The 23884-nt window shown below is 67.4% G+C and carries 24 protein-coding genes; 19 read left to right on the plus strand and 5 right to left on the minus strand.

Annotation, left to right across the window (positions count from 1 at the left end):
- Positions 1-7 precede the first annotated feature (7 nt).
- Complete coding sequence (gene rbfA / locus NNX38_RS16340; protein WP_255798987.1) at positions 8-481, plus strand: 30S ribosome-binding factor RbfA; 474 nt, start codon at positions 8-10, stop codon at positions 479-481.
- 70 nt (positions 482-551) lie between these two features.
- On the opposite strand, the gene NNX38_RS16345 is transcribed toward rbfA, so the two are convergent.
- Both NNX38_RS16345 and NNX38_RS16350 read right to left on the minus strand, forming a co-directional pair.
- Positions 552-3506, minus strand: a complete 2955-nt coding sequence (locus NNX38_RS16345; protein ID WP_255798989.1) for a glycoside hydrolase family 3 C-terminal domain-containing protein — start codon at positions 3504-3506, stop codon at positions 552-554.
- Positions 3507-3672: 166 nt separating this feature from the next.
- Entirely contained in the window at positions 3673-4827 is a 1155-nt protein-coding gene (locus NNX38_RS16350) for a pyridoxal phosphate-dependent aminotransferase (RefSeq protein WP_255798990.1), read from the minus strand.
- 76 nt (positions 4828-4903) lie between these two features.
- Between NNX38_RS16350 and truB the strand changes: the two genes are divergently transcribed.
- The 8 genes from truB (at position 4904) to NNX38_RS16390 (ending at position 12842) form a co-directional block, all read left to right on the plus strand.
- On the plus strand, positions 4904-5812 hold the full coding sequence (gene truB, locus NNX38_RS16355) for a tRNA pseudouridine(55) synthase TruB (RefSeq protein ID WP_255798992.1): 909 nt from the start codon (positions 4904-4906) through the stop codon (positions 5810-5812).
- On the plus strand, positions 5813-6181 hold the full coding sequence (locus tag NNX38_RS16360; RefSeq protein WP_227924482.1) for a hypothetical protein: 369 nt from the start codon (positions 5813-5815) through the stop codon (positions 6179-6181).
- Complete coding sequence (locus NNX38_RS16365) at positions 6178-6627, plus strand: hypothetical protein (protein WP_255798993.1); 450 nt, start codon at positions 6178-6180, stop codon at positions 6625-6627. Before NNX38_RS16360 ends, NNX38_RS16365 begins: the two co-directional genes overlap by 4 nt.
- Positions 6628-6710: 83 nt before the next feature.
- Positions 6711-7367, plus strand: coding sequence for a DUF4345 domain-containing protein (locus tag NNX38_RS16370; protein ID WP_255798994.1), 657 nt, complete (start codon positions 6711-6713; stop codon positions 7365-7367).
- Positions 7368-7473: 106 nt separating this feature from the next.
- On the plus strand, positions 7474-8457 hold the full coding sequence (locus tag NNX38_RS16375) for a bifunctional riboflavin kinase/FAD synthetase (RefSeq protein ID WP_255798995.1): 984 nt from the start codon (positions 7474-7476) through the stop codon (positions 8455-8457).
- A gap of 132 nt (positions 8458-8589) precedes the next feature.
- A complete protein-coding gene (gene rpsO / locus NNX38_RS16380; protein WP_229953160.1) occupies positions 8590-8859 on the plus strand; it encodes a 30S ribosomal protein S15 in 270 nt (89 codons plus the stop codon).
- A 356-nt stretch (positions 8860-9215) separates the two neighbouring features.
- Positions 9216-11441, plus strand: coding sequence for a polyribonucleotide nucleotidyltransferase (locus NNX38_RS16385; RefSeq protein WP_255798996.1), 2226 nt, complete (start codon positions 9216-9218; stop codon positions 11439-11441).
- Entirely contained in the window at positions 11442-12842 is a 1401-nt protein-coding gene (locus NNX38_RS16390) for a M16 family metallopeptidase (RefSeq protein WP_370646496.1), read from the plus strand. It begins immediately after the preceding gene.
- 77 nt (positions 12843-12919) lie between these two features.
- On the opposite strand, the gene NNX38_RS16395 is transcribed toward NNX38_RS16390, so the two are convergent.
- The gene (locus NNX38_RS16395) at positions 12920-13180 is read right to left on the minus strand and encodes a MoaD/ThiS family protein (RefSeq protein WP_255798997.1); all 261 of its coding nucleotides are present in this window, start codon (positions 13178-13180) and stop codon (positions 12920-12922) included.
- A complete protein-coding gene (moaA, locus tag NNX38_RS16400; RefSeq protein WP_255798998.1) occupies positions 13181-14353 on the minus strand; it encodes a GTP 3',8-cyclase MoaA in 1173 nt (390 codons plus the stop codon).
- A 38-nt stretch (positions 14354-14391) separates the two neighbouring features.
- Between moaA and modA the strand changes: the two genes are divergently transcribed.
- Genes modA through NNX38_RS16445 form a run of 9 tightly spaced genes read left to right on the plus strand, consistent with a single transcriptional unit; the run spans position 14392 to position 21664 of the window.
- The gene (gene modA, locus NNX38_RS16405) at positions 14392-15183 is read left to right on the plus strand and encodes a molybdate ABC transporter substrate-binding protein (protein ID WP_255798999.1); all 792 of its coding nucleotides are present in this window, start codon (positions 14392-14394) and stop codon (positions 15181-15183) included.
- Positions 15173-16024, plus strand: coding sequence for a molybdenum ABC transporter permease (locus tag NNX38_RS16410; protein ID WP_255799000.1), 852 nt, complete (start codon positions 15173-15175; stop codon positions 16022-16024). The genes modA and NNX38_RS16410 overlap by 11 nt, the downstream gene beginning before the upstream one ends.
- Positions 16021-17592 carry a molybdopterin-dependent oxidoreductase gene (locus NNX38_RS16415; RefSeq protein ID WP_255799001.1) on the plus strand — a complete coding sequence of 524 codons (1572 nt, stop codon included), beginning with the start codon at positions 16021-16023 and terminating at the stop codon, positions 17590-17592. The genes NNX38_RS16410 and NNX38_RS16415 overlap by 4 nt, the downstream gene beginning before the upstream one ends.
- 44 nt (positions 17593-17636) lie before the next feature.
- Entirely contained in the window at positions 17637-18938 is a 1302-nt protein-coding gene (glp, locus tag NNX38_RS16420) for a gephyrin-like molybdotransferase Glp (protein WP_255799002.1), read from the plus strand.
- Positions 18939-18984: 46 nt separating this feature from the next.
- Positions 18985-19479, plus strand: a complete 495-nt coding sequence (gene moaC / locus NNX38_RS16425) for a cyclic pyranopterin monophosphate synthase MoaC (RefSeq protein ID WP_255799003.1) — start codon at positions 18985-18987, stop codon at positions 19477-19479.
- Positions 19476-19967 (plus strand): MogA/MoaB family molybdenum cofactor biosynthesis protein, encoded by a 492-nt coding sequence (locus NNX38_RS16430; protein ID WP_255799004.1) that lies wholly within the window; start codon positions 19476-19478, stop codon positions 19965-19967. Before moaC ends, NNX38_RS16430 begins: the two co-directional genes overlap by 4 nt.
- Positions 19957-20394 (plus strand): molybdenum cofactor biosynthesis protein MoaE, encoded by a 438-nt coding sequence (locus NNX38_RS16435; protein ID WP_255799006.1) that lies wholly within the window; start codon positions 19957-19959, stop codon positions 20392-20394. The genes NNX38_RS16430 and NNX38_RS16435 overlap by 11 nt, the downstream gene beginning before the upstream one ends.
- A 17-nt stretch (positions 20395-20411) precedes the next feature.
- Positions 20412-21170 (plus strand): 4-hydroxy-tetrahydrodipicolinate reductase, encoded by a 759-nt coding sequence (dapB, locus tag NNX38_RS16440; protein ID WP_255799007.1) that lies wholly within the window; start codon positions 20412-20414, stop codon positions 21168-21170.
- A gap of 8 nt (positions 21171-21178) precedes the next feature.
- Complete coding sequence (locus tag NNX38_RS16445; RefSeq protein WP_255799008.1) at positions 21179-21664, plus strand: hypothetical protein; 486 nt, start codon at positions 21179-21181, stop codon at positions 21662-21664.
- Here NNX38_RS16445 and NNX38_RS16450 read toward each other — a convergent pair.
- Positions 21661-22848 (minus strand): heparan-alpha-glucosaminide N-acetyltransferase domain-containing protein, encoded by a 1188-nt coding sequence (locus tag NNX38_RS16450; protein ID WP_255799009.1) that lies wholly within the window; start codon positions 22846-22848, stop codon positions 21661-21663. The genes NNX38_RS16445 and NNX38_RS16450 overlap by 4 nt on opposite strands.
- Positions 22849-22965: 117 nt before the next feature.
- Between NNX38_RS16450 and dapA the strand changes: the two genes are divergently transcribed.
- The gene (gene dapA, locus NNX38_RS16455; protein WP_255799010.1) at positions 22966-23883 is read left to right on the plus strand and encodes a 4-hydroxy-tetrahydrodipicolinate synthase; all 918 of its coding nucleotides are present in this window, start codon (positions 22966-22968) and stop codon (positions 23881-23883) included.
- Position 23884: the final 1 nt, after the last annotated feature.

Below are 23884 nucleotides of genomic sequence, written 5' to 3' on the forward strand. Positions count from 1 at the left end.
AGAGGTAATGGCAGATCCAGCACGCGCTGCGAAACTCGCTGACCGTATCAAGGTAGTAGTTGCCCAGGCGCTCGAGCGGCGGATCAAGGATCCCCGGCTGGGATTCGTGACCATCACCGATGCACGGGTCACCAATGATCTGCAGCACGCCACTTTGTACTACACGGTCTTCGGCGACGAAGAACAGCAGGCAGACACCAAGGCAGCCCTGGAATCCGCACGCGGAATCCTGCGCGCCGAGGTGGGCAAGAACATCACTGTCCGGCTGACGCCGACGCTCGAATTCGTTGCCGACGAGATCCCGGTCAACGCCGGCCACCTCGAGGAACTGATCCGGGCCGCCAAGAAGCGCGACGCCGAACTGGCAGCGCTCAAGGAAGGCGCCAGCTACGCAGGCGACGCCGATCCGTACCGCAAGGACGAAGAGGACTTCGACGAAGACCTCGAATCCGATGCTCCGGTCGACTCGGACGCGAAGTAGGTCCTAGACCCCGAAAAGGGAGCGGTTCCGTTTTACGGAGCCGCTCCCTTTTGGTTTAAGCCGGCCGGGTTCAGCCGAGCGGCCGGATCCGCACCTCCGTGGTCAGCGGGGTGTCCTCGACGGAGGAACCTACATAGACCGGCACAGTGCCTGCCGGAGTAACCCACTGATCCGTGGCGATATCCCAGTAGGAGAAGGACTGGATATCCAGGGGAAGCCGGACGCGCCGGCTCTGTCCCGGGTCCAGCGTGACTTTCTCCCAGCCCGCCAGCGAACGTTCGGCGGTCGCCACCGGGGCGGGCAGCGGGCCGGCATAGGCCTGCACTACTTCACTGCCGGTTCGGTCGCCCGTGTTGGTCAGCCGCACCGACACCTCCAGCGGCCTGCCCTTGCACCGGTCCTTCCCGTGCCCGTGCCCCTGGGCGGCATCGCCGGAGAGCTGCGGCTCCGGTGCAGTGCCGGAATCCGAGCTGCCGGTATCCGAGCTGCCGGATTTCGAGCCGCCGGGTGCAGAGGCGTCGCAGGTGACCCTGAGATCGGAGTAGTCGAACTCCGTGTAGCTCAGTCCAAAGCCGAAGGGGTATGCCGACGGCAGGCCGAACTGCCGGTAGCCGCGGTAGCCCTCGAAGATTCCCTCGGTGAACTGCGCGTTGACGCCGTCGATACCGGGGAACTGGGCGGGCGAGGCGGTCGGAGTCAGATCAGCGCTGACGGGCATGGTGATCGGCAGGCGGCCGGACGGATTGGTGTCGCCGAAGAGCAGGCCGGCGATGGCCGTACCCTGGTTCTGGCCCGGGTACCAGGCCTGGACGAGGCCGTCCACGGCATCCTGCCAGTCGACCACCTCCACCGCCGCGCCCGTGGTCATCACCACGACCGTGTTGGGGTTCGCGGCTCCCACCGCGCGGATCAGCTCCGCCTGCCGGTTCGGCAGTGCAAGGTCAGGCAGGTCCGCGCCTTCACTGGAGAAATCCCGGACCATCACGACGGCGGCATCCGCTTCAGCAGCTGCAGCGGCCGCGTTCACAGCCTGGGGGAGGGGTGTGCCTTCCGGCGGCACCCAGCCGAGCTTGATCTGGGCGGCTGACTGGTTCCATTCGGAACCCGTGTCGTACACGTACGAAAGTTCCACCGAGTGGTTGGAGCCTGCGGTGAAGTCCAGCGGCACTGAAATGGTCTGGTTGGAAGCTTCCGTAGAGGGCGTGAAGAACCCGGTTTCGTTCACCACCTGGTTGCCGTCGACGGTGAGGATGGTCCGCCCGTTGGTTACCACCTGCAGTTCGTAGGTGCCGGTGACCGGGGCAGTGAGCGTGCCTGTCCAGCGGGCGGACATGTTGGTGTTTAGCGCCTGCGGCTGGGCCGGGAAATTGGGTGAGGAAGCGCCCAGCCCGGTGAAGGTCAGGAAGCCCGCGTTCAACCCGGCATAAGGGTCCACCCGGTCGAGGTAGGGGGTGCCGGAGAAATCCTGGTTCAGGAAGTACTGGGCGCTCAGCCCGGTTCCCGGCGTTCCGTCCACGGGAGTAAGGAACGACGACGGAATCGGCTGGGCGCCGGGCAGTGCGGCCACGGAGGTCACCGGATCCGTGCCGGGTACAAAGGCCACCTCCGTGCCGGTGCCTGCCAGCCGGTTCCGGATCCCTTGCAGCGCCGAAGTCTCCTCCGCGGGGTTTGCGATGTACGCGCTCCCGCCTCCTTGGACAACGACGTCGGCATCCGTACCGATGACCGCAATTGAATCCAGCTCGTCTGCGTTGAACGGCAACAGCTCGTCGTCGTTCTTCAGCAGGACCATGCCCTCCTCGGCGAGCTCGGCGGACTCCGCGTTATGGGCGTCGAAGGCGATCGGCAGGCCCTCGTAGCTGCGGTCGAAGAGCCCCAGGGCGAACATGGGACGGAGGATGCGCCGGACGGCGTCGTTGATCCGCTCGATCGGAACGTCCCCGGCGTTGACGGCGTCGATCAGGGGTTGGCAGAACAGGCACGTGCCGGGCTCGCCCGCCACCGGGGTGAAGTTGCCCGGCTGCAGCTGGTCCAGCCCGTTGTTGATGCCCAGGGTGGTGGTCCGGGCGCCGTAATCGGTCAGCACCCAGCCCTCAAACTCCAGCTGGGTCTTGAGAATTTCGTTCAGCAGGTACCCGCTGTCGCAGGACTGTTCCCCGTTGACCTGGTTGAAGCCGCACATCACCGACCCCGGATGGGACCCTTCAATCGCGATGGCAAAGGGACGGGTGTAAATCTCCTGCAGCGTCCGTTCGTCCATCACGTTGTTCAGGCCCTGCAGGCGGTTGGTTTCCTGGGTGTACGCCGCTACATTCTGCTGGTTTGAAATCACCCCGCCGTAGTCCTGCGTGGTCTCGGAATAGGCGGAGCCCATAATTCCCTGCAGCAGCGGATCCTCACCGAAGGACTCAAAGTTCCGACCGTTCTGCGGCACCCGGGCAATGTTCATTGAGGGTGCCAACAGCACGTTCAGTCCGTTCCGGAAAGCTTCGTCAGTGGCCACCTGGGAATGGCGCTCCGAAACGTTCCGGTCCCAGGAGGCAGCCACGCTGATGGCGGAGGGCAGCAGCGTGGATAGCCCGTTGTTGTTGATGTTGTTGGCCTGGCGAACGCCGTTTCGGCCGTCGGTCATGGTGAGGGCCGGAATCCCCAAGCGCTCGATCGGTGCGTTGTAAAAGCCGTAGTTGCTGTTTAGCTCGCCGTGGAGCATGTCCACTTTTTCCTCCAGCGACATCTGTGGCAGGAGTGCATTGGCCCGTTCGGTGGCGGACCGGTCCTCGTCCCACCAGGAACGTTCGCTGGACCTGCCCGACTGTCCGTCGGCGGCACCGGCAATCCCGGAGGGGCTAACCAGCGCGGCGGCACAGACCGCGGCGGTGAGGATTCTCCGTATGGATGCCCGCGGTCGTGCGCCGGGCGGCGGGACGTCGGACACGGGTGCCCGGAGGCGGGAGCCGGCGCCGGGGGAGCCCCGCCGCAGGAGGGCGGTCAGGGCAGGGACAACTAAAGCGGGTGACTTTTTCACGACGTTCTCCTCGGCAGGATGCGTTGCAGTGAAAGACTGCTCCAGCACGCACCCGCCCCGCGGTTCCCCCGCTGAAGGGCTCACAGCCTAGGCCCCGGGAATACCGCCGTAAACCGAGACGGCGGGTATTGGCTGCGGGGCCGCCCAGACGCGGGCCAAAGGCGGCCTAGGCCGATCCCGGGGCCGGCAGCCGGCTGACGCCTTCCAGCAGCTCATCGCGGTCCCCGCACAGTGCAATCCGGATCCAGCCCTCCCCAATGGAGCCGAAAGCGGTGCCCGGGGCCACCGCCACCGACTCCTCTTCCAGGAAGCGCAGGGTCCAGTCCCGGACGTTTCCGCCGGTTGCGGCGGACAGATCGGCCCAGAGGTAGAAGGCCCCCTGTGCCTCGAGATAGGGAATGCCCTTTTCGGCAAGGACGGAGCAGGCAGCATCCCGGTTGGCCCGGTAATGCGCGGACGCCATGTCCACGTAATCCTGCGGTCCGGTGAGTGCGGCCAGGGCAGCATACTGCGACGGGGAGGCCACGCAGGACACGATGGATTCCATGACCGTGCTCAGCACCGGTTCCAGCCCTTCCGGCAGCACCAGTGCGCCGATGCGCAGCCCGGTCAGGCCGTAGGTCTTGGACAGGGTGAGGGAAGTGATCACGCGGTCCCCGGCGTCGCCGTCGAACGCCAGGGGGCTCACATGCGGCACGTCGAATGTGAAGGCCTCGTAGCACTCGTCCGAAAGAATCCACAGGTCGTGCCGCCGTGCCAGCTCCACCAGGGAACGGGTCAGTTCGCCGCTGAACACGGCACCCAGGGGATTGGACGGGGAGTTCAGCAGCAACACCCGGGTGCGCGGCGTCAGCAGGGCTTCGATGTCTTCGATCCTCGGCTGGAACCCGTGCTCCGGATACAGCGGGTACTCCACCGGCACCGCGTGCAGGAGTTCGGCGGTCATCGCGAACGTCGGATATCCGGGGTTCGGCACCAGGACTTCGTCTCCGGCGTCCAGGAGCAGGCTCATGGCCAGATGCAGGCCCTGCTGCGCCCCCGACGTAATGAAAACCCGCTCCGGGCTGATCTCCTTCCCGCAGGCGGCACCCGCGTGCCGGGCGAAGGCGGAGCGCAGGGGAGCGATGCCCGCGTTCGGGGTGTAACCGGTTTCGTCCCGGTCAAGCGTGGCCCGGGCGGCGTCGAGGATATGCCCGGGGGTGGGGAAACCGGGCTCGCCGATACTCAGGACAATCGCGTCCGGCTTGGCCCAGGCGGCCTGGGTGATTTCACGGATCTGGTTGGGCGGGACTTTCCGGACGTGCGGTGAGAGCTGTGCCATATCCGAATGCTATCGCCGCCCGCGGGCGGCAGCGGTGCGGAACGGACGCCGCGTGCCGCAACATATACTGAAAGGCGTGAATTCAGGGCAGGTCCGTTCAGGACTGATTATTGTGGACAAGCCGCAGGGATGGACGAGCCACGACGTGGTCGGACGCCTGCGGAGGCTGGCAGGCACCCGGAAGGTCGGACACGCAGGCACCCTGGATCCGATGGCCACCGGCGTGCTGGTGGTCGGCATCAACAAGGCGACCCGCCTGCTGACCTACATTGTCGGCACCACCAAGACCTACGAGGCCACCATCCGGCTCGGACAGGCGACCGTCACGGACGACGCCGAGGGTGAAGTCACCGCGGAAACCATTGCCGCCGCCGTGACGGACGAGGAAATCCGGGCTGCGGTGGCGAACCTGACCGGCGACATCCAGCAGGTCCCCAGCAGCGTCAGCGCGATCAAGGTCAACGGCGAACGTTCCTACGCGAAGGTCCGCGCCGGCGGGGAAGTGAACCTGCCCGCGCGGCCGGTTACCGTCTCCCGGTTCGAGGTCCATGCCATCCGGCGCGAGAACGGCGGGCGGCTGCGCGACGTCGACGTCACCGTCGACTGCTCCTCCGGCACCTACATCCGCGCCCTGGCCCGTGACCTCGGTGCCGCACTCGGCGTCGGCGGGCACCTGACCGCCCTGCGCCGCACCTGCGTGGGACCGTTCAGCCTGGAACAGGCCTCCACCCTCGAGGAACTGGCAGAGGACCTGCGGGTCCTGGACCTCGACGACGCCGCCGCCGACCTCTTCCCGGTCCGCAGCCTGTCCGCGTCCGAAGCCGAGGACCTCTCGCACGGCCGCCGGATCGGCGCCACCGGCAACGGCCAGCCGGGACCCGTCGCGGCCATCGATCCGGACGGCCGGGTGGTGGGACTGCTCGAGGACAAGGGCGAGCAGGCAAAGGCACTGCTGGTCTTCACACCCGGAAACGAGAAGGCGTAAATGGATCCGCTGTTCCTGGTCGGTTCCCTCGTCTGCCTGGTGTCCGTGGTGCTGTGCATCGGTGCCGCCGTCCTGAAGCAGGGACCAAACGACCTCACCATCCTGTCTGCGGCCGCCGTCGAACTCTTCCTGCTGGTCTACGGCGCCGCTTCCCTGATCCGCCTCGCCGGCGGGGAGGGCATCGCCGGAGAAGCCTGGGAGTTCTGGGGCTATCTGCTGACCGCGCTGGTCATTCCGGTCGGTGCGGTCTGGTGGTCGCTCCTGGACCGGAGCCGCTGGAGCAACATCGTGCTTTCCGCCGTGGGAATCACCGTATTTGTCATGCTGTTCCGGATGGAACAGATCTGGGACGGAGCAACACTTCTATGAACCGCAGTACTAATCCCGACGACGCCGAATCGGCGGACAGCTCCGCTCCCGCGGCCCGCAATGCAGGGCCCGGCCGGCTGCTGGTAGCCGTTTACGCGATTTTCGCGTTGGCGGCGTCGGCCCGCGCTGCGTTCCAGATCCTCACCAAGTTCGAGCACGCGCCCGTGGCCTACCTGCTGTCCGCCTTCGCCGCCGTGGTCTACATCGTGGCCACCGTCGGCCTGGCGCGCTCCGGCGCCACCGCTTACCGGATTTCCGTGGCGGCAGTGGGAGTGGAAATGGTCGGTGTGCTCGCTGTCGGAATCTTCGGCCTGATCGACCCCGCCGCGCTGCCCGACGACACCGTCTGGTCCGGCTTCGGCAGCGGGTACGGGTATGTGCCGTTGATCCTGCCGATCGTCGGGTTGTGGTGGCTTTACCGGCACCGCGCAGACGCGCGCCGCTGAAATAAGTATGCTTACCTGTTCGGCGCGGGTGCGTGAGACGATGGCAGGAACAACTTCAGTTCCAACTCCGTCAAAGGGGAGCCATGAGCAACGCAGCGCCGACACCGGGCGATAGGAACAGCCCTTCGGGCACGGACGGGCCGGGAAGCCAGGCACCGAAGGCGCCGGGGACATCGGCGCCGGGCGGGTCGGATTCCCCGACCCGCCGGACGCAGTCCGGCAAGCCGTCCGCCGGCAGGCCCGGCAGGGCAGGAAAGCAGCCGAAGCCGGCCAAGCCCTATAAGAGCAGTGACGACTGGGGCGTCTTCCGCGCCGTCGTCATCGGTGTGGGCATCCTGGTAGCCGGCTTCGGCCTTTACAACCTCATTACCGGCACGGCCGGCCTGCCGGACGGTGCCGGGGGAGAGGTCAATCCCACCCTGGAAAGCCAGTACCGGTTCTTCGCCGCCATGATGGTGGGCGTGGGCGCGGCATTCGTGGCCATTGCCGTGAAGTTCCAGTGGGCGAACATGCTCTGGCTCGTCTGCCTGATGGTGTTCCTGGGCGGCATTGGCCGTGTGCTTTCCTGGGCCTTCTCCGGAACCCCGCACTTCACGTTCATTGTGCTGATGATCGTTGAGCTGGCCTTCCCGCCGGCGCTGCTGGTCTGGCACCGGTTCATCGCCAAGACATCCGACCTGCGCCGCGAGTACAGCCAGCAGGCCGGGGGAGATACCGGGATTGCGGGCGGTTCCCGGTAAGCGGCGCAGATCGGACATAATGGATAGGTCCCGGCGCGGCGAAAGCCGCCCGGAAACCTGGACCAGCCGTTCGACCGGCGCTGGAAAATGCTGCTAAGGAGCCTGCGTGTACTACTGGAATGACCTGGCGGAAATACCTGCCGACATTGGTCCGACAGTAATCACCATCGGCAACTTTGACGGCGTGCATCTGGGCCACCAGCATGTGCTCAACCGCCTGGTCAAGGTGGCGCGTGCCCAGGATGCGGCCGCCGTCGCCATCTCCTTTGATCCCCACCCGGCGCAGGTGCACCGGCCCCAGAGCGCACCGGAACTGATCATGGGCCTCGTGGACCGCGTGCAGGCGCTGGCCGACACCGGGCTGGACGGCCTGCTGATGATGCATTACACGCTGGAGCTGGCTTCCCTGACCGCAGAGGAATTTGTCCGCACGGTCCTGGTTGAGGCGCTCCACGTCAAGACAGTCGTCATCGGCCACGACGTCCGCTTCGGACGGGGCAACGCCGGAGACCTGGACACCATGCGCGAACTCGGCCGCGAGCTCGGGTTCGCCGTGGAAGCGGTGGAGGATTTCGGCGCACTCCCGGACGGCCCGGACTCCGGCCGGCGCTGTTCCTCCACCTGGATCCGCGAAGCACTGCGGGAAGGTGATGTCCGCACCGCTGCCCGCCTGCTCGGACGTACCCACCGGATGCGCGGCGAAGTGGTGCACGGGGCGGCACGCGGCCGCGAACTCGGTTTCCCCACCGCGAACCTCGCCCCGGAGTCCTCAGGCCTCATCCCCGCCGACGGGATCTACGCCGGCTGGCTGGTGGACGAGGTCGGCGCCCGGTGGCCCGCCGCCGTGTCGGTGGGTTCCAACCCCACCTTCGAGGGCGTGAGCCGCCAGGTGGAAGCACATGTCATCGACCGGCCCGCCGAAGAAATCGAGGATTTCAACCTGTACGGCCAGCACGTGGTGGTGGAATTCGTGGACCGGCTCCGTGGCATGGTGGCGTACACCGGCCCCGAGGCGCTGGTCGCCCAGATGCGCCTCGACGTCGAACGCACCCGCGAGGTCCTTTCGACAGAAAGCGGCACGGGCAGGTAAACTGGTTTCAAATTCGGCTGCGGTCCGTGGCGGCTGAATTTCTTTATGTTCCGGGGCTGACGCCCCAGGGCAGAAAGATTCCCGGCAGCGAAGTGCTGACTCGGGCCTCACGGCACAACTCTAGGAGTTACATTGGCACTCGATCCCGCCGTCAAGCAGGAAATCATTCGGGAATTCGCTCGCGCTGAAGGGGACACCGGTTCCCCCGAGGTTCAGGTGGCTGTGCTTTCACGGCGCATCCTCGACCTGACCGAGCACCTGAAGACCCACAAGCATGACCACCACACCCGCCGCGGCCTGATGGCCCTGGTTGGTCGTCGTCGTCGCATGCTGACCTACCTGCGCGAGACCGACATCGCCCGCTACCGTACGCTCATTGAGCGCCTCGGCCTGCGTCGATAGTCTTTGTGAAAGGCGGCACCTGTGCACTGCACGGGGAGCCGCCTTTTGCGCAGGCAGGCATGGACACCGGGAAAGCCGGAAGCGCACCTGTCTGATTTCGGTCTCCACCAATAGGGGGCCGGCGAAGGTAGTTATGCAGTAAAAGAACCACAGAAGTAAAGCAGTAAAGAAGCACACATCACAGGAGTCAGCCAGCATCGCAGCATTCGCGGTCCTCGGTAGTGGTCTCCGGGAGAATCTGCCCGAGGACCTCGATCGAAGACCGGGTGTTGAACGTGCGGCCCGTGCCGCGCGGAAAGAAGTTCGATACGGTGCTGGGTGCCTCCGCCCACAGAAGAAACGGAGGTGACTCTCATATGGAGGGTCCCGAAATTCAGTTCTCAGAAGCCGTTATTGACAACGGCAAGTACGGCAAGCGCGTCATCCGGTTCGAAACCGGCCGCCTTGCCCAGCAGGCAGCCGGTTCGGCGATGGTCTACATTGACGAAGACACCGCCCTGCTCTCGGCCACGTCCGCCGGCAAGTCCCCGCGTGAAGGTTTCGACTTCTTCCCGCTGACCGTGGACGTCGAGGAGCGTATGTACGCTGCCGGCCGCATCCCGGGCTCGTTCTTCCGCCGCGAAGGCCGTCCGTCCACCGAAGCCATCCTGGCCTGCCGCCTGATGGACCGCCCGCTGCGCCCCGCGTTCGTCAAGGGCCTGCGCAACGAGGTCCAGATTGTGGTCACCGTCCTGGCGATCAACCCGGACGTTCTCTACGACGTGGTTGCGATCAACGCTTCCTCCATGTCCACCCAGCTGAGCGGCCTGCCGTTCTCCGGCCCGATCGGCGGCGTCCGCGTTGCCCTGGTCGACGGCCAGTGGGTTGCGTTCCCGAAGCACTCCGAGCTGGAGCGCGCCGTGTTCTCCATGGTGGTTGCCGGCCGCATTGCCGGTGACGACGTCGCCATCATGATGGTGGAAGCCGAAGCCACCGACAACGCCTGGAACCTCATCAAGGAAGAGGGCGCCACCGCCCCGACCGAAGAGGTTGTTGCAGAAGGCCTGGAAGCGGCGAAGCCGTTCATCAAGGTCCTGTGCGACGCCCAGTCGGACCTGGCTGCCCGCGCAGCCAAGCCCACCGTCGAGTTCCCGATCTTCCTGGATTACCAGGACGACGTGTACGAGGCCGTTGAAGCCGCTGCCGGCGAGAAGCTGGCCAAGGTCTTCTCGATCGCCGACAAGCAGGAGCGCGACGCCGCTGCCGACGAGCTCAAGGACGAAGTCAAGGCCGCACTGGCTGAGAAGTTCGAAGGCCGCGAAGGCGAAGTTTCCGCTGCTTTCCGCTCCGTCACCAAGCAGGTTGTGCGCCAGCGCATCCTCAAGGAGCAGGTCCGCATCGACGGCCGCGGCCTGACGGACATCCGCCAGCTCACCGCCGAGGTCGAGGTCCTGCCCCGCGTACACGGTTCGGCCATCTTCGAGCGCGGCGAAACCCAGATCATGGGTGTCACCACGCTGAACATGCTGAAGATGGAACAGCAGATCGACTCGCTGTCGCCGGTAACGCGCAAGCGCTACATGCACAACTACAACTTCCCGCCGTACTCCACCGGTGAGACCGGCCGCGTGGGTTCGCCCAAGCGCCGCGAAATCGGCCACGGTGCACTTGCAGAGCGCGCCCTGATGCCGGTGCTGCCCACGCGTGAAGAATTCCCGTACGCCATCCGCCAGGTCTCCGAAGCCCTGAGCTCCAACGGTTCCACCTCCATGGGTTCGGTCTGCGCCTCGACGCTGTCCATGCTCAACGCCGGTGTTCCGCTGCGCGCTCCGGTGGCAGGCATCGCCATGGGCCTGGTCTCCGACCAGGTTGACGGCGAAACCCGCTACGCAGCCCTGACCGATATCCTCGGCGCCGAAGATGCTTTCGGCGACATGGACTTCAAGGTTGCCGGTACCTCCGAGTTCGTCACGGCCATCCAGCTGGACACCAAGCTCGACGGTATCCCCGCCTCCGTGCTGGCAGCAGCACTGAAGCAGGCCCGCGAAGCCCGCCTGCACATCCTCGACGTGATGCAGGCCGCGATCGACGCACCGGACGAGCTCTCCGAGTTCGCCCCGCGCATCATCTCGGTCAAGATCCCCGTGGACAAGATCGGCGAGGTCATCGGCCCGAAGGGCAAGATGATCAACCAGATCCAGGAGGACACCGGCGCTGACATCTCCATCGAAGATGACGGCACCGTCCTCATCGGCGCAACCGACGGCGGCTCCGCCGAGGCTGCCCGCTCGGCGATCAACGCGATCGCCAACCCGCAGGTCCCCGAGATCGGCGAGCGTTACCTCGGCACGGTAGTCAAGACCACCACGTTCGGTGCTTTTGTCTCCCTGACCCCGGGCAAGGACGGCCTGCTGCACATCTCCGAGCTGCGTAAGCTCGCCGGCGGCAAGCGCGTGGACAACGTCGACGACGTCGTCTCCGTGGGCCAGAAGGTCCAGGTGGAAATCACCAAGATCGATGACCGCGGAAAGCTTTCGCTCTCCCCGGTGGTTGCTGAAGACGCCGAAGGCGAAGAAGCAGCAGAAACCGAGTCTGCAGAGTAAATGCCGGACTACTCCGATGGAAACCGTCCCGTGTCCCCTTCCTCACCGAAGGGGCACGGGACGGTTGTCCAGCTTCCGCTGACCACTCTTTCCTCCGACCCGACCCTTGTGGTCGGAACTCCGGGAGGCGCCGTCGTGCGCCGTTCGGTACTGCCCGGCGGCGTCCGGGTCCTGACGGAGGAAATGCCGGGCCAGCGCAGCACGGCCATCGGATTCTGGGTTGGTGTCGGCTCGCGGGATGAAGCCGCGGGCCGGCACGGCTCCACACACTTCCTTGAACACCTGCTGTTCAAGGGCACCAGCCGCCGTTCGGCGCTGGACATCGCCTCGGCGTTTGACGAGGTGGGCGGCGAGTCCAATGCGGCCACCGCCAAGGAAAGCACCTGCTACTACGCTCGGGTGCTGGATACTGATCTTCCGATGGCCATTGACGTCATCACCGACATGGTTACGTCCGCCGTCCTGGATCCTGAGGAACTGGAACAGGAACGCGACGTCATCCTCGAAGAGATCGCCATGGACAATGACGATCCGGCCGATCTCTGCCACGAAAAGTTTTCCGAAGCCGTCCTCGGCGACCATGCCCTCGGCCGTCCCATCGGCGGCACTCCCGACGCCATCCGGAGCGTGTCCCGCGAAGCGGTCCTTGACCACTACCGGCGGTACTACCGTCCGGAGGAACTGGTAGTCACCGCTGCCGGGGGACTGGACCACGAGCAGGTCTGCGCACTCGTGCTGCAGGCGCTGCAGACCGCCGGCTGGGAACTGGACCCGGCGGCAACGCCTGCGCCGCGCCGGGACACCGCGCCGGCGTCGATCTCCGGCACCGCCGGAGTCCACGTCATCAACCGTCCGGTGGAGCAGGCCAACATCGTGATGGGCTGCCCTTCGCTGACCGCAACGGATGACCGCCGCTTTGCCATGAGCGTGCTGAACACCATCCTCGGAGGCGGCATGTCCTCCCGCCTCTTCCAGGAGATCCGCGAGAAGCGCGGACTGGTGTACTCCACCTACTCTTTCTCGGCGTCGTACGCCGACGCCGGCTACTTCGGTATGTATGCAGGCTGCTCGCCCGCCAAGACCCGCCAGGTCATCGACCTGCTCGGCAGTGAGCTCGAGCGGCTGGCCGCCGGCGGCGTCGAGCCCGCCGAACTGGCCAAGGCCCTGGGCCAGATCTCCGGCGGCATGGTGCTGGGCCTGGAGGACTCCGGCTCGCGGATGTCCCGCCTGGGCCGGGCGGAGCTGGTCAGCGGCGAGTTCATCGACATCGATGAGTCCCTGCGCCGGATCCATTCAGTCACGGCAGAACAGGTCCAGGAGCTGGCCGTAGAACTGGCCGCAGCCCCCCGCACCATCACCGTGGTGGGTCCGTTCGAATCCGCGGCGGAACTGGGCTTCTAACCTCTTTGCAAAAGGCACACCCGGCGCGGACCGCGTCCCGGGTGTGCCTTTGCCGTTTGATCGCCGGGCTCCTGCGTCTATCCGCCCGCGAAGGGCGGGAGGATGTCCACAACGTCTCCCGGCTGCAGCAGCAGGTCCGGGTTCCGGGCCGCCGTTTCGTTGACCAGGAACGTACTGCGGGCAATCACCGTACCGAGCGCCGGGACGCCTGCGCCGGGTGACGGGTACCGGGCGGCAAGTTTTTCCGCCAGCTCGGCCAGCGTCAGCGGCCCTTCATCCAGGTGTTCTTCTTCCGTGCCGGCTGCTGCCTTCGCAGCGCCGAAGTATCTGATCAGCACTTAGCCGCCTATCGCGCTCATGGTTCGTTCGGGCTGGACATAGTCGGAGTCGCCGAGCCCGGTATGGCCCATGCCGTGTGCCTTGGGCTTGCCCCACATGGCTTCCTGCCAGCGGCGGACGACGGCGTCGTCGTCCACACCGCTGCGCAGCAGCGCCAGCAGGTCCGTCTCGTCGTGGGAAAACAGGCAGCTGCGGACCTTGCCCTCGGCGGTGATCCGGGTCCGGACGCACTCTGCGCAGAAAGGTTCGGTGACGGAAGCAATGATGCCGACGGTCCCGACAACCGTTGCCGGGTCCGCGTGCCGGCGGACCTCCCAGCGCTGCGCCGGTGCGCCGTTGCGCTCCCGGGGATCGGGGGTCAGGACGAAGTCCCGTTCCAGCAGGGACCGCATCTCGGCGGCGGTGATCATTCCGTCCCGCGTCCAGCCGTGGTCCGCATCCAGGGGCATCTGCTCAATGAAACGCAGTTCGAAGCCGCGGTTGACCGCCCACTCCAGCAGGTCCGGCGCCTCGGCGTCGTTGATTCCCCGCATCAGCACGGCGTTGATCTTGACCAGGCCCAGGCCCACCCGGGCGGCTTCCTCCACCCCGTGCAGCACCCGGTCCAGGAAGGGGCGGCGGGTGAGCTGGGCAAAGGTGTCCGGGTGGAGGGAATCCAGGGACACGTTGATGCGGGTCAGGCCGGCGTCCTTCAGTGCCTGGGCTTTCTTGTCCAGGCCGAGCCCGTTGGTGGTCAGGGAAATCGGCAGTTCCGGGTGGTTGGCACGGATACCGGCAACAATGTCCACCAGGTCCGCACGGACCAGCGGTTCACCGCCGGTCAGCCGCAGCTCGCGCACACCCAGCCGGTCGACGCCGAGGCGGACGAGGCGGACGATTTCGTCCCGGGCAAGTACTTTGTCCCGGGCCAGCCAGTTGAGCCCTTCGGCGGGCATGCAGTACGTGCAGCGCAGGTTGCATTTGTCCGTCAGCGACAGCCGCATGTCCGTGGCGCGGCGGCCGTGCCGGTCCAGCAGACCGTCTGCCGGGGAAAGCGCCAGGGCAGACGCGGGGGAGGGCAGCGCCGAGACGGCAGCGGTAGAACCGCTGCCCGGTGCCGCGGCTTCGGGCGGGCTGATTTCTGGTGTACTGGGGGAAGGGCGTACTGCAGGCATTCCCAGCTGTGTTCCCATTCCTCGAGGTTACGCCTTTTGACAGTTAGGCTCTATAAATGCGCTTTGTTCCCCGGGGCCGCCGGACTTTGGCAGCGTGCGCCGTGATGGTTCTAGCCGCTTCCGCAGCCGCATGCACCTCCGCGGACACCACCGGCGCCGCCGACCGCAGCGGAACCGGCATCACGGTCTTTGCGGCTTCCTCGCTCACGGACGTGGTTGAGCAGCTGAATGCGGCTTACGACGGCGGCGGGCGCCTGCGCGTCAACATCGGCTCCAGCAGCCAGCTCGTGGCGCAGCTGCAGTCCGGCGCGGAAGCGGACGTTGTGATTACAGCCGACCTCGAGGCACTCGAACCCCTGCGGAACGGACTGGACCGGGAGACGGTGCTGGCCAGCAACAACCTGGTGCTGGCCCTGGCCGCGGACAACCCCGCCGGGATCCGCGTATTACGCGATGTTGCGGGCGACGGCGTTCGGGCAGCCCTGTGCGCACCCTCCGTTCCGTGCGGGCGGGCAACATCGCGGGTCCTCGAAGCAGCCGGTGTCGCCGTTCCCGCACCGAGCCTGGAGGACAGCGTCCGTTCGGTGCTGACCAAGGTAACCAGTGGCCAGGCAGATGCCGGGTTTGTCTACCGGACCGATGCCCTGGCCGCAGCCGGGTCCGGCGTGACCTACCTGCCGCTGGAGGATCCCGCCCCTAACCGGTATCCGGCGGGACTGACCGCCGAAGGAGCCGGCAACCCCGACGCGGCAGCATTCTACGAGTGGCTTATCGGCCCCGAAGCGGCAGGCATCCTTGCCGAGGCGGGGTTCGGTCCGGCGGACCCGGGGAGCAGCGATGCCCCTTAGGACGCGGGAATTCGAAGCGGCGCCCGGCTCGGCGTCCGCCATGAGCCGGGAGGCACGAGCCACGACGCCCGCCTGGCTGTGGCTGCCGGCCGGCATCGCCCTGCTCCTGTGCGCCGGACCCGTCGCGGCGCTGCTGCTCAACGTCCCCTGGACGTCGCTGCCGGAACTGCTCGGCTCAGACGCGGCCCGCACGGCATTAGGCCTCTCCCTTGCCACCTCGGCCGGCTCCACGCTTCTCTGCGTCCTGCTGGGGTTGCCGCTGGCCGTGCTGCTCAGCAAACTGGAGGGCCCGTGGATCCAGTTGATGCGCGGAATCCTGCTGATCCCGCTGGTGCTCTCACCGGTTGTCTCCGGCATCGCCCTGCTGTATTTCTGGGGCCGGCAGGGGATTGCGGGAAAGCTGCTCGGCACCGTGGGACTGGACGTGGGGTACTCGCCGGCCGCCGTCGTTATTGTCCAAGTGTTTGTTTCCCTGCCCTTCTTCGTGGTCGCGTCGCTGAACAGCCTGTCCGCCGTGGACCGGGACCTGGAAATGGCCGCCGCCACGTCCGGGGCAGGTCCCACCGCGATCCTGCGCCACATCACCTTGCCCCTGGCGCTGCCAGGCATCGTGGCGGGCACGTTGCTGGCCTTCGCCCGGTCGCTGGGCGAATACGGGGCCACCATCACCTTCGCGGGGAGCATCGAGGGGAGCACCCGGACCCTGCCGCTGCAGATCGAACTGAGCCTGAACTCCAACCAGCCGCAGGCGGCCCTGGGCATCTGCCTGATGCTTATTGCCCTGTACCTGCTGGTGCTGCTGCTGGCCCGGATCGCCACCGGACGGCTGCTGCCGCGATGAGCACCCGTGAACGGCGCACCCGGGGCTCCGCCGGAGGTCCGGAGCGGGCCAACCGGCGGTGGTCGGCGGTCGCGGGACTGGTCGCCGCCGGACTGGGCGTGGCTGCCGGTGAGCTGCTTGCCGCCATTGCCAGCCCGTCGCTTTCCCCTGTGTCCGCCGTCGGATCGGTGGTCATCGACTTAGTTCCCGGCCCGGTCAAAGACGCCGCAATCAGCCTCTTCGGGACGGCGGACAAGGCCGCGCTGCTGGTGGGCATGGGCTTGGTCATCGCTTTTGCCGCCGCCGCTGCGGGTGTCCTGGAGCTGCGCCGTCCGCCGACGGGCGCGGCGGTCCTGGGCCTCTTCGGGGCAGCCGGCCTGGCCGCCGTCCTTACCCGGCAGCAGTTTTCGCTGCTGGCCCTCCTGCCGCCGCTGGCCGCCGGCGTCGTCGCCGTCCTGGTCCTGCGGGCGCTCACGGCGCGGATCCGGAACCTGGCCGCGGCGCAGACGATCGACGACGCCGTGGTGCGCCGCCGTACCGTAATAACCTCGGTGGGCGGGGGAGCGATGGTGGCCCTGCTCGGTGCCGCGCTGGCCGGCATAGCCCGCGGGGGACAGGTGGGCGTCACGGCCCTGCGCGAAACGGTCCGGCTGCCGGTACCGTCCCGGCGTGCGGCAGCGATACCCGCCGGAGCCGAGCTCGCCGTCGACGGCCTGGCGCCGCTGGTGACACCCGCTGCCGATTTTTACCGGATCGACACGGCCCTGAGGGTGCCGCTGATCGACCCGGCGGATTGGCGGCTGCGGGTCACCGGCATGGTGGACCGTGAAGTGGAACTGGACTACGCGGAACTCCTCGCTGCGTCGCTGCAGGAAAGCTACGTCACCCTCGCCTGCGTTTCCAACGAGGTGGGCGGAAACCTGATCGGCAACGCCCGGTGGCTGGGAATGCCCGTCAGGGAAGTGCTGGCCCGGGCAGGCGTGCAGCCGGGCGCGGACATGGTGCTCTCCACAAGCCGGGACGGGTGGAGTGCTTCCACCCCTTTGGAAGCACTGACGGATGACCGGGATGCGCTGCTGGCCGTGGGTATGAACGGGGAACCGCTGCCGCTGGAACACGGTTTCCCCGTCCGGCTGGTTGTACCCGGACTGTACGGATACGTGTCCGCCACCAAGTGGGTCACCGAGCTGCGGGTCACCCGGTTCGCGGACGAAACGGCTTACTGGACGGAACGCGGCTGGGGCGAGCGCGGCCCGGTCAAGCTCTCCTCCCGCATCGACGTTCCCGGCCGTGCACCGGTCTCCGCCGGCACGGTCACCGTGGCCGGCGTGGCGTGGGCGCAGCACACCGGCATCAGCGCCGTGCAGGTCCGCGTGGACGACGGCGGCTGGCAGGATGCGGAGCTGGCTCCCGGGATCTCGGCGGACACGTGGCGGCAGTACCGGATCGCAGTGGAGCTGGCACCGGGCGGGCATGACATCGCGGTCCGGGCCGTGGATGCAAACGGCATGCGGCAGGCGGAAGAAAAACGGCCTGTGCTTCCCGACGGAGCCACCGGCCTGCATACAATTCGGGTGACGGTGCGCTGAGTTTTTCTCGTCCCTCGACACCGTCCCATCTCCCAAGGAGGACCATGTCGGTAGAACCGGCTCCACAGGGTGTCCCGGCACGGGCATCCGCTGCTACTGCCGGACCCCGGACGGTGGCGGCACACCGGCAAGCCGTGGAGGACCTCCTGCGGACCTGGTTCCGGGATCATCCGCCCGCCCGCGAGACCGTGGCGCTGAACGCCGCGGCCGGGCGGCTCCTTGCCGCCGAAGTGCGGGCACCGGGGAACCTGCCGCCGTTCACGAACTCGCAGATGGACGGTTACGCGGTCCGTGTTGCCGACCTGGCCGCCGGGAACCAGCCGGCCGATCCCGGCAGGGTCCGCCTGGCCACGGCCGCGCCCATTCCGGCCGGCTCGGCAGCGCCGCCGCTGCTTCCCGGCACGGCCGCCCCCGTCATGACCGGGGCCATGCTGCCCGAGGGTGCCGACGCCGTCGTCCCGATCGAGGCATGCACCCCCGATTATTTCCAGCCCGCCGGGCAGGCCGGCAGCACCGTGGCGGTCCCGGCGGATGTGTCCCCCGGGCAGTTCGTCCGCAGGGCAGGCAGCGACATTGCCGCCGGCACCCCGGCACTGCCCGCCGGAGCCGTGCTGGGTCCGCTGCAGCTTGGCCTGCTCGCGGCCCTCGGCCTGGACCGCGTAACCGTCCGGGCACGGCCGCGGGTGCTGCTGCTGACCACCGGGGACGAAGTCATTGAACCGGGCATACCGCTCGGGCCGGGCCAGATCCACGACGCCAACACCACCCTGCTCAGGAGCTCACTGGAAGAGGCAGGCGCCGAGGTGCTCCGGTCCCGGATCCTGGCCGACTCCCCGCAGGAGTTCACCGACCGGCTCCGTGCCGACGTCGCCGCCGACACCCCGGATCTGGTCCTCACCTCGGGAGGCATCAGCAAGGGAGCCTACGAGGTGGTGCGCCAGGGCCTCGCTGCGCAGGACGTGGCGTTCCTGTCCGTGGCAATGCAGCCGGGCGGCCCGCAGGGCATCGGTACGGTGGACGGCGTCCCGTTCCTCGGGTTCCCCGGCAACCCGGTCAGCTCGCTGGTGTCCTTCGAGATGTTCCTGCGCCCGGCCCTGAGCGCCGTCACCGGTGCCCCGCGGCCCCGGGCGGAAGTGCCGGCCCGCCTCACCGCCCCGCTCGGCAGCCCGGCCGGCAAGCACCAGGTGCGCCGCGGCCGGTACACGGCCGGAACCGTGGAGCCGGTGGGCGGACCCGGCTCCCACCTGGTCCATGCCCTCGCCTCCTCCAACGCCCTGATCTCCGTCCCCGTGGGAACCGAGCACCTCGAGGCCGGCGCAGAAGTGACAGTATTGCTACTGGAATAACCGCAACTGTGTCCTGCCCGGACGCCGTGCCCGAAAGGACCCTGCCGTGAGCGCCGAACCCGAAGACCTCCACCCCGCGGGACTGACCCACGTCCGCGAGGACGGCTCCGCGCACATGGTGGACGTATCCGCCAAGACCGAAACCACGCGCCAGGCCACGGCGCAGGCAGTGCTGCGCAGCACCGTCGAAGTGGTTCGCCTGATCGCCGACGGCGGGCTGCCGAAGGGGGACGCACTCGCCGTGGCCCGGGTTGCCGGCATCATGGCCGCCAAGCAGACGTCCAACCTCATCCCGCTGTGCCATCCGCTGCCCCTGACGAAGGTCACCGTGGACTTCGCCCCGCGGGAGGGCGACGTCGTCGTGGAAGCCACCGTGAAGACCAAGGCACTCACCGGCGTCGAAATGGAGGCGCTGACCGCCGCCTCCGTGGCCGCGCTGACGCTGTACGACATGATCAAGGCCGTGGACAAACATGCCCGCATCACCGACATCATGGTGCTGGCCAAGTCCGGCGGCAAAAGCGGAGACTGGGCGTTGTGAGCACTCCGTCACCCCGCCGCACCGCAGGGGTCCTGATTGCCTCCACCCGCGCGGCGGCCGGGACTTACCAGGATGAATGCGGCCCGCTGATCGCCGACTGGCTCTACGCACTGGGCTATGACATTGTGCTGGCCGAAGTGGTGCCCGACGGCGTGGAGGTCGCCGCGTCGCTGCAGCGCATCCTCGCACTGGAACCTTCGGTGCTGCTGACCAGCGGAGGCACCGGGCTCAGTCCGGACGACGTCACCCCCGAGTCCACCGAGCCCCTCCTGGACCGCCACGTTCCCGGAGTCATGGAAGCCATCCGCGCCAAGGGGCTGGCCTCGACGCCGATGGCCGCCATCAGCCGCGGGTTCGCCGGCACCGCCGGCCGCACCTTCGTGGTCAACCTGCCCGGTTCCCCGGTAGCGGTGGCGGACGGACTTGCCGTACTGGAACCGATCATCGGCCACATCTGCGGCCAGCTGGAGGGAAAGCGTGAACACTAGCGAAGTTGTCCGTGCCACGGTTTCCGCGGAGCCGCTGAGCAGCGCCGAGGCCGAACACGGCGCATGGTCGCCGGACTGCGGCGCGGTGGTCCTCTTCAGCGGCATCGTCCGCAACCACGACGACGGCAAGTCCGTCACCGCCCTCGCCTACAGCGCCCACCCCACGGCACAGTCCGTGCTGGGTGAGGTGGCCGCCCGAATCGCGGCGAAGTACGACGGCGTCCGGATCTGGGTGTCCCACCGCACCGGAGACCTGGAGATCGGCGACGCCGCCCTGGTGGCGGCCGTCGCCTCGGCCCACCGGGGCACCGCGTTTGCGGCGTGCTCCGAGCTCGTGGACGCGGTCAAAGCGAACGTGCCCATCTGGAAGGAGCAGGGCTTCACGGACGGCAGCACCGAGTGGGTGGGCGTCAGCGACCGGCCCTGACCGGTAATCTGGAGCCTATGAGCGAAAAACTTGCCGTAGCGGTCCTCGGGGCCGCAGGCCGCATGGGGTCCGAGGCCGTTGCCGCCGTCGAGGCCGCCGAAGACATGGAACTGGTGGCAGCGCTGGGCCGTACCGACCCGCTGGAAACCCTCGTCTCGGCCGGTGCCCGGTACGTGGTGGACCTGACCGTGCCGGACAGCACCGAGGCCAACGTCCGCTTCGCCGTCGAACACGGCATGCACGCCGTCGTCGGCACCACCGGATGGGATGCCGAACGGCTCGGCCGCCTGGCGGACCTGCTGGAAACGTCCCCCGGAACCGGTGTGCTCATCGCTCCGAACTTCGCCCTTGGCTCGGTGCTGGCCTCGGCCTTCGCTGCCAAGGCCGCCCGCTACTTCGAATCGGTGGAACTGATTGAGCTGCACCACCCGGACAAGGTGGACGCCCCCTCGGGAACGGCCGTACGCACCGCCCAGCTGGTCGCCGCCGCACGCGCCGAAGCCGGCGTGGCTCCCTCTCCGGATGCCACCACCAAGGCGCTGCCGGGAGCGCGCGGCGCGGAGGTGGACGGGGTGCACGTGCATTCGGTGCGGCTGCGCGGGCTGGTGGCCCACCAGGAAGTGCTCCTGGGCGGTCCCGGCGAGCAGCTGACCATCCGGCATGATTCCTTCGACCGCGCCTCCTTCATGCCCGGTGTCCTGCTGGGCCTGCGGCAGGTCGCCGGCCATCCCGGACTGACCGTCGGACTTGACGGCTACCTCAACCTGAACGACTAAGGAACACGTTGTCTTTCTTCACCGGCCTTTTCTCCAACCGCGCCAAGCTCGGCGTGGCACTGGTGACCCTGCTGCTCTTCTTTTATCTGGTGGTTTCGGGGCAGCGCGGCTGGCTGCTGCTCACCTCTGACGAGATTCCGGCCAAGCTGATGGGCCTTGCCTATCTGGTGCTGCCCGTGGTGGGCGCCTGGGCGCTCATCCGCGAACTGATGTTCGGCAACCGGACGGAGCAGATGGCCCGGATCCTTGCCGAGGAAGGCCGGCTGCCGGTGGATGACCTCCCGCGGACGCCTGCGGGGCGGATTGTGCGGGAAGCCGCGGACGCCCAGTTCCCTCAGTACAAGGCCGAAACCGAGGCGGCGCCCGAGGATTGGCGCAGCTGGTTCCGGCTGTCCTGCGCGTACGACGCCGCCGGGGACCGTACCCGCGCCCGGCGCACCATGCGGCAGGCCGGCAGGCTCTATGCGGGAACCCGGAAGCAGCCCGGAGCCTAGCGCTTCTGCCGGGCCGGGGCCGAGGTCCGGCCGCCCTTGCCGCGGGCCAGCCGGGAGGCACCCGAGGTGACCAGTTCCAGCGGACCGCGTGCGTCGATGCGCTGGAACAGTACGGCCAGCACCACCAGGATCGCCACTTGGATCCAGTACACCGGCATCGGTTCCAGGGGCGGGCTTTGCTGGTCCACCATGGTCATTATCCACACGTGCAGGCTGTAAAGGGTGAGGGTCATGGCGCCTGCCGCGGACAGGGGCAGCAGGAGGAGAGGCCGGGCACGTGTCAGCAGCAGGCAGACGCCCAGCACGGCGGCGGCAGCGCCGGCGGTGTGCAGCATGTCCAGGCTGGTGTTGGAGTGCGGTCCTGACAGGGCGAGCCACCACCAGGAACCGGTCTGCTCCACCGAACTGAGATTGACCTCCAACATCCGTGCCAGCGGCCACTGCTGCCCGGACTCCGTGGCCCGGAGGACATCAAAACCGCCCAGCTCACCAAGCAGGTAATTGGAGATCAACTTGGCGGTCACGGCGGCAAACACCCCGCCCGTGAGCAGTCCCACCTGCACCGGCAGGCTGGTCAGGGCCAGGCGCCCGATCACCAGCCCCAGCAGGATATAGCTCAGCCACTGCAGCACCGGATAGAACCCCGTGACGAAAACGTCCGCTGCCAGCGCGGCGGGGGAGAGGAACGCCTCCCAGGTGATGTTCCCATTGATGTCCGACGGCGACAGGTTCCGGATCAGCCAGTCCCGCACCACGTAGGCAAGCACCGGGGACAGCAGCAGCCAGGCCCCGGCCCAGACGGCCAGCCGGCGCAGCGGCATGCCCAGGAACGGCAGCGCCAGCAGGAACAGGACGGCGTAATGGAAGAGGATGACGGCGATGGTGGTTTCGAGTCCGCCCAGGATCAGGCCGACCAGGGCGATGATCAGTGCCCGCACGGCAATTCCGCGCCGGTCCCGGTTCACTGCCTTCGCCTCATGGGGTTCGCTGCCGCCGGTCAGCAGCGCCAGCCCGACGCCGGCAACCACCGCGAACAAGGCCGAGGAACGTCCGGAGAACACAAGCCCGGTCAGGCTGGGATCGCCGGTTTCCTGGTTGTAGAGCGGCAGCACGTGCGTGGCGATCATGCCCAGCAGGGCGATTCCGCGGGCAGCATCGATGCCGGTCAGGCGGCGTTGGTTCATGCACAGAATCGTCTCACAGGACATTGCAGGCGGCCGTCGCCTCCCTGAAGCTCGGCCGGCTTCCACTTCCTATGCCTTGTTGTCCCATTGCGCTGCGTAACGGGTAACGTTTTACCCATGGATTTCCAAAACAGCACGCTTCCTTTCGGCACCCTCGTCACCGCCATGGTGACCCCGTTTACCGAGGACGGAGAAGTGGACTTCGATGCCACTGCCTACCTCGCGAACAAGCTCGTCGAAGACGGCTGCGACGGCCTGGTGGTTTCCGGCACCACCGGTGAAACCTCCACGCTGGAAGACAGCGAGAAGGAAGACCTGTTCCGCGTGGTTGCCCAGACCGTCGGCGGCCGCGCCAAGGTCATTGCCGGCACCGGCACCAACCACACGTCCCACTCCGTGGAGATGGCCCGCCGCGCAGAGCGTGCCGGCGTTGACGGCCAGCTCGTGGTTACCCCGTATTACAACAAGCCGACACAGGCGGGCGTGATCGCGCACTTCGACGCCGTCACCGCCGCCACCGACCTGCCGGTCATGGTGTACGACATTCCCGGCCGCGCCGGCATCGCCCTGAGCACCTCCACTATCTTCAAGCTGGCGGAGAACCCCCGGATCCTGGCCCTGAAAGACGCGAAGGGCGACTTCGCCGGCATCACCCGGGTCCTGGCCAACACCACCCTTGACGTGTACGCGGGCGACGACGGCCTGACCCTGCCCTGGATGGTGGCCGGCGCCGTCGGCGTCGTCAGCGTGTCCGCGCACGTTGCCACCGCGCAGTTCCGTGCCCTGGTCGACGCCGCGGCAGCAGGGGACTTCGCCACAGCCCGCCGCATCCACTTCGAACTGGATCCGGTGGTCCGTGCAGTGATGACCCACATTCCCGGCACCGTTTCGACCAAGCAGATCCTGGCGATGCAGAAGGTTATTCCCACCGCAACCGTCCGGCTGCCGCTGGTGGCGCCCGACGCCGTCGAAATGGAAACCATCCTGACCGATCTGGCAGAAGCCGGCATGGACTTCTCCCGGACCGAGGCGTAAG

Source organism: Arthrobacter sp. zg-Y238 (assembly GCF_024385525.1).
In the GTDB taxonomy this organism is placed as follows: domain Bacteria; phylum Actinomycetota; class Actinomycetes; order Actinomycetales; family Micrococcaceae; genus Arthrobacter_B; species Arthrobacter_B jinronghuae.

Bases quoted from the DNA above. Each gene is read 5' to 3' on its own strand.
- rbfA (WP_255798987.1), top strand. From the start codon at position 8: ATGGCAGATCCAGCACGCGCTGCGAAACTCGCTGACCGTATCAAGGTA.
- NNX38_RS16350 (WP_255798990.1), bottom strand. From the start codon at position 4,827: ATGGCACAGCTCTCACCGCACGTCCGGAAAGTCCCGCCCAACCAGATC.
- NNX38_RS16360 (WP_227924482.1), top strand. From the start codon at position 5,813: ATGGATCCGCTGTTCCTGGTCGGTTCCCTCGTCTGCCTGGTGTCCGTG.
- NNX38_RS16365 (WP_255798993.1), top strand. From the start codon at position 6,178: ATGAACCGCAGTACTAATCCCGACGACGCCGAATCGGCGGACAGCTCC.
- NNX38_RS16370 (WP_255798994.1), top strand. From the start codon at position 6,711: ATGAGCAACGCAGCGCCGACACCGGGCGATAGGAACAGCCCTTCGGGC.
- NNX38_RS16385 (WP_255798996.1), top strand. From the start codon at position 9,216: ATGGAGGGTCCCGAAATTCAGTTCTCAGAAGCCGTTATTGACAACGGC.
- NNX38_RS16390 (WP_370646496.1), top strand. From the start codon at position 11,442: ATGCCGGACTACTCCGATGGAAACCGTCCCGTGTCCCCTTCCTCACCG.
- moaA (WP_255798998.1), bottom strand. From the start codon at position 14,353: ATGGGAACACAGCTGGGAATGCCTGCAGTACGCCCTTCCCCCAGTACA.
- modA (WP_255798999.1), top strand. From the start codon at position 14,392: ATGCGCTTTGTTCCCCGGGGCCGCCGGACTTTGGCAGCGTGCGCCGTG.
- NNX38_RS16410 (WP_255799000.1), top strand. From the start codon at position 15,173: ATGCCCCTTAGGACGCGGGAATTCGAAGCGGCGCCCGGCTCGGCGTCC.
- NNX38_RS16415 (WP_255799001.1), top strand. From the start codon at position 16,021: ATGAGCACCCGTGAACGGCGCACCCGGGGCTCCGCCGGAGGTCCGGAG.
- glp (WP_255799002.1), top strand. From the start codon at position 17,637: ATGTCGGTAGAACCGGCTCCACAGGGTGTCCCGGCACGGGCATCCGCT.
- dapB (WP_255799007.1), top strand. From the start codon at position 20,412: ATGAGCGAAAAACTTGCCGTAGCGGTCCTCGGGGCCGCAGGCCGCATG.
- NNX38_RS16450 (WP_255799009.1), bottom strand. From the start codon at position 22,848: ATGAACCAACGCCGCCTGACCGGCATCGATGCTGCCCGCGGAATCGCC.
- dapA (WP_255799010.1), top strand. From the start codon at position 22,966: ATGGATTTCCAAAACAGCACGCTTCCTTTCGGCACCCTCGTCACCGCC.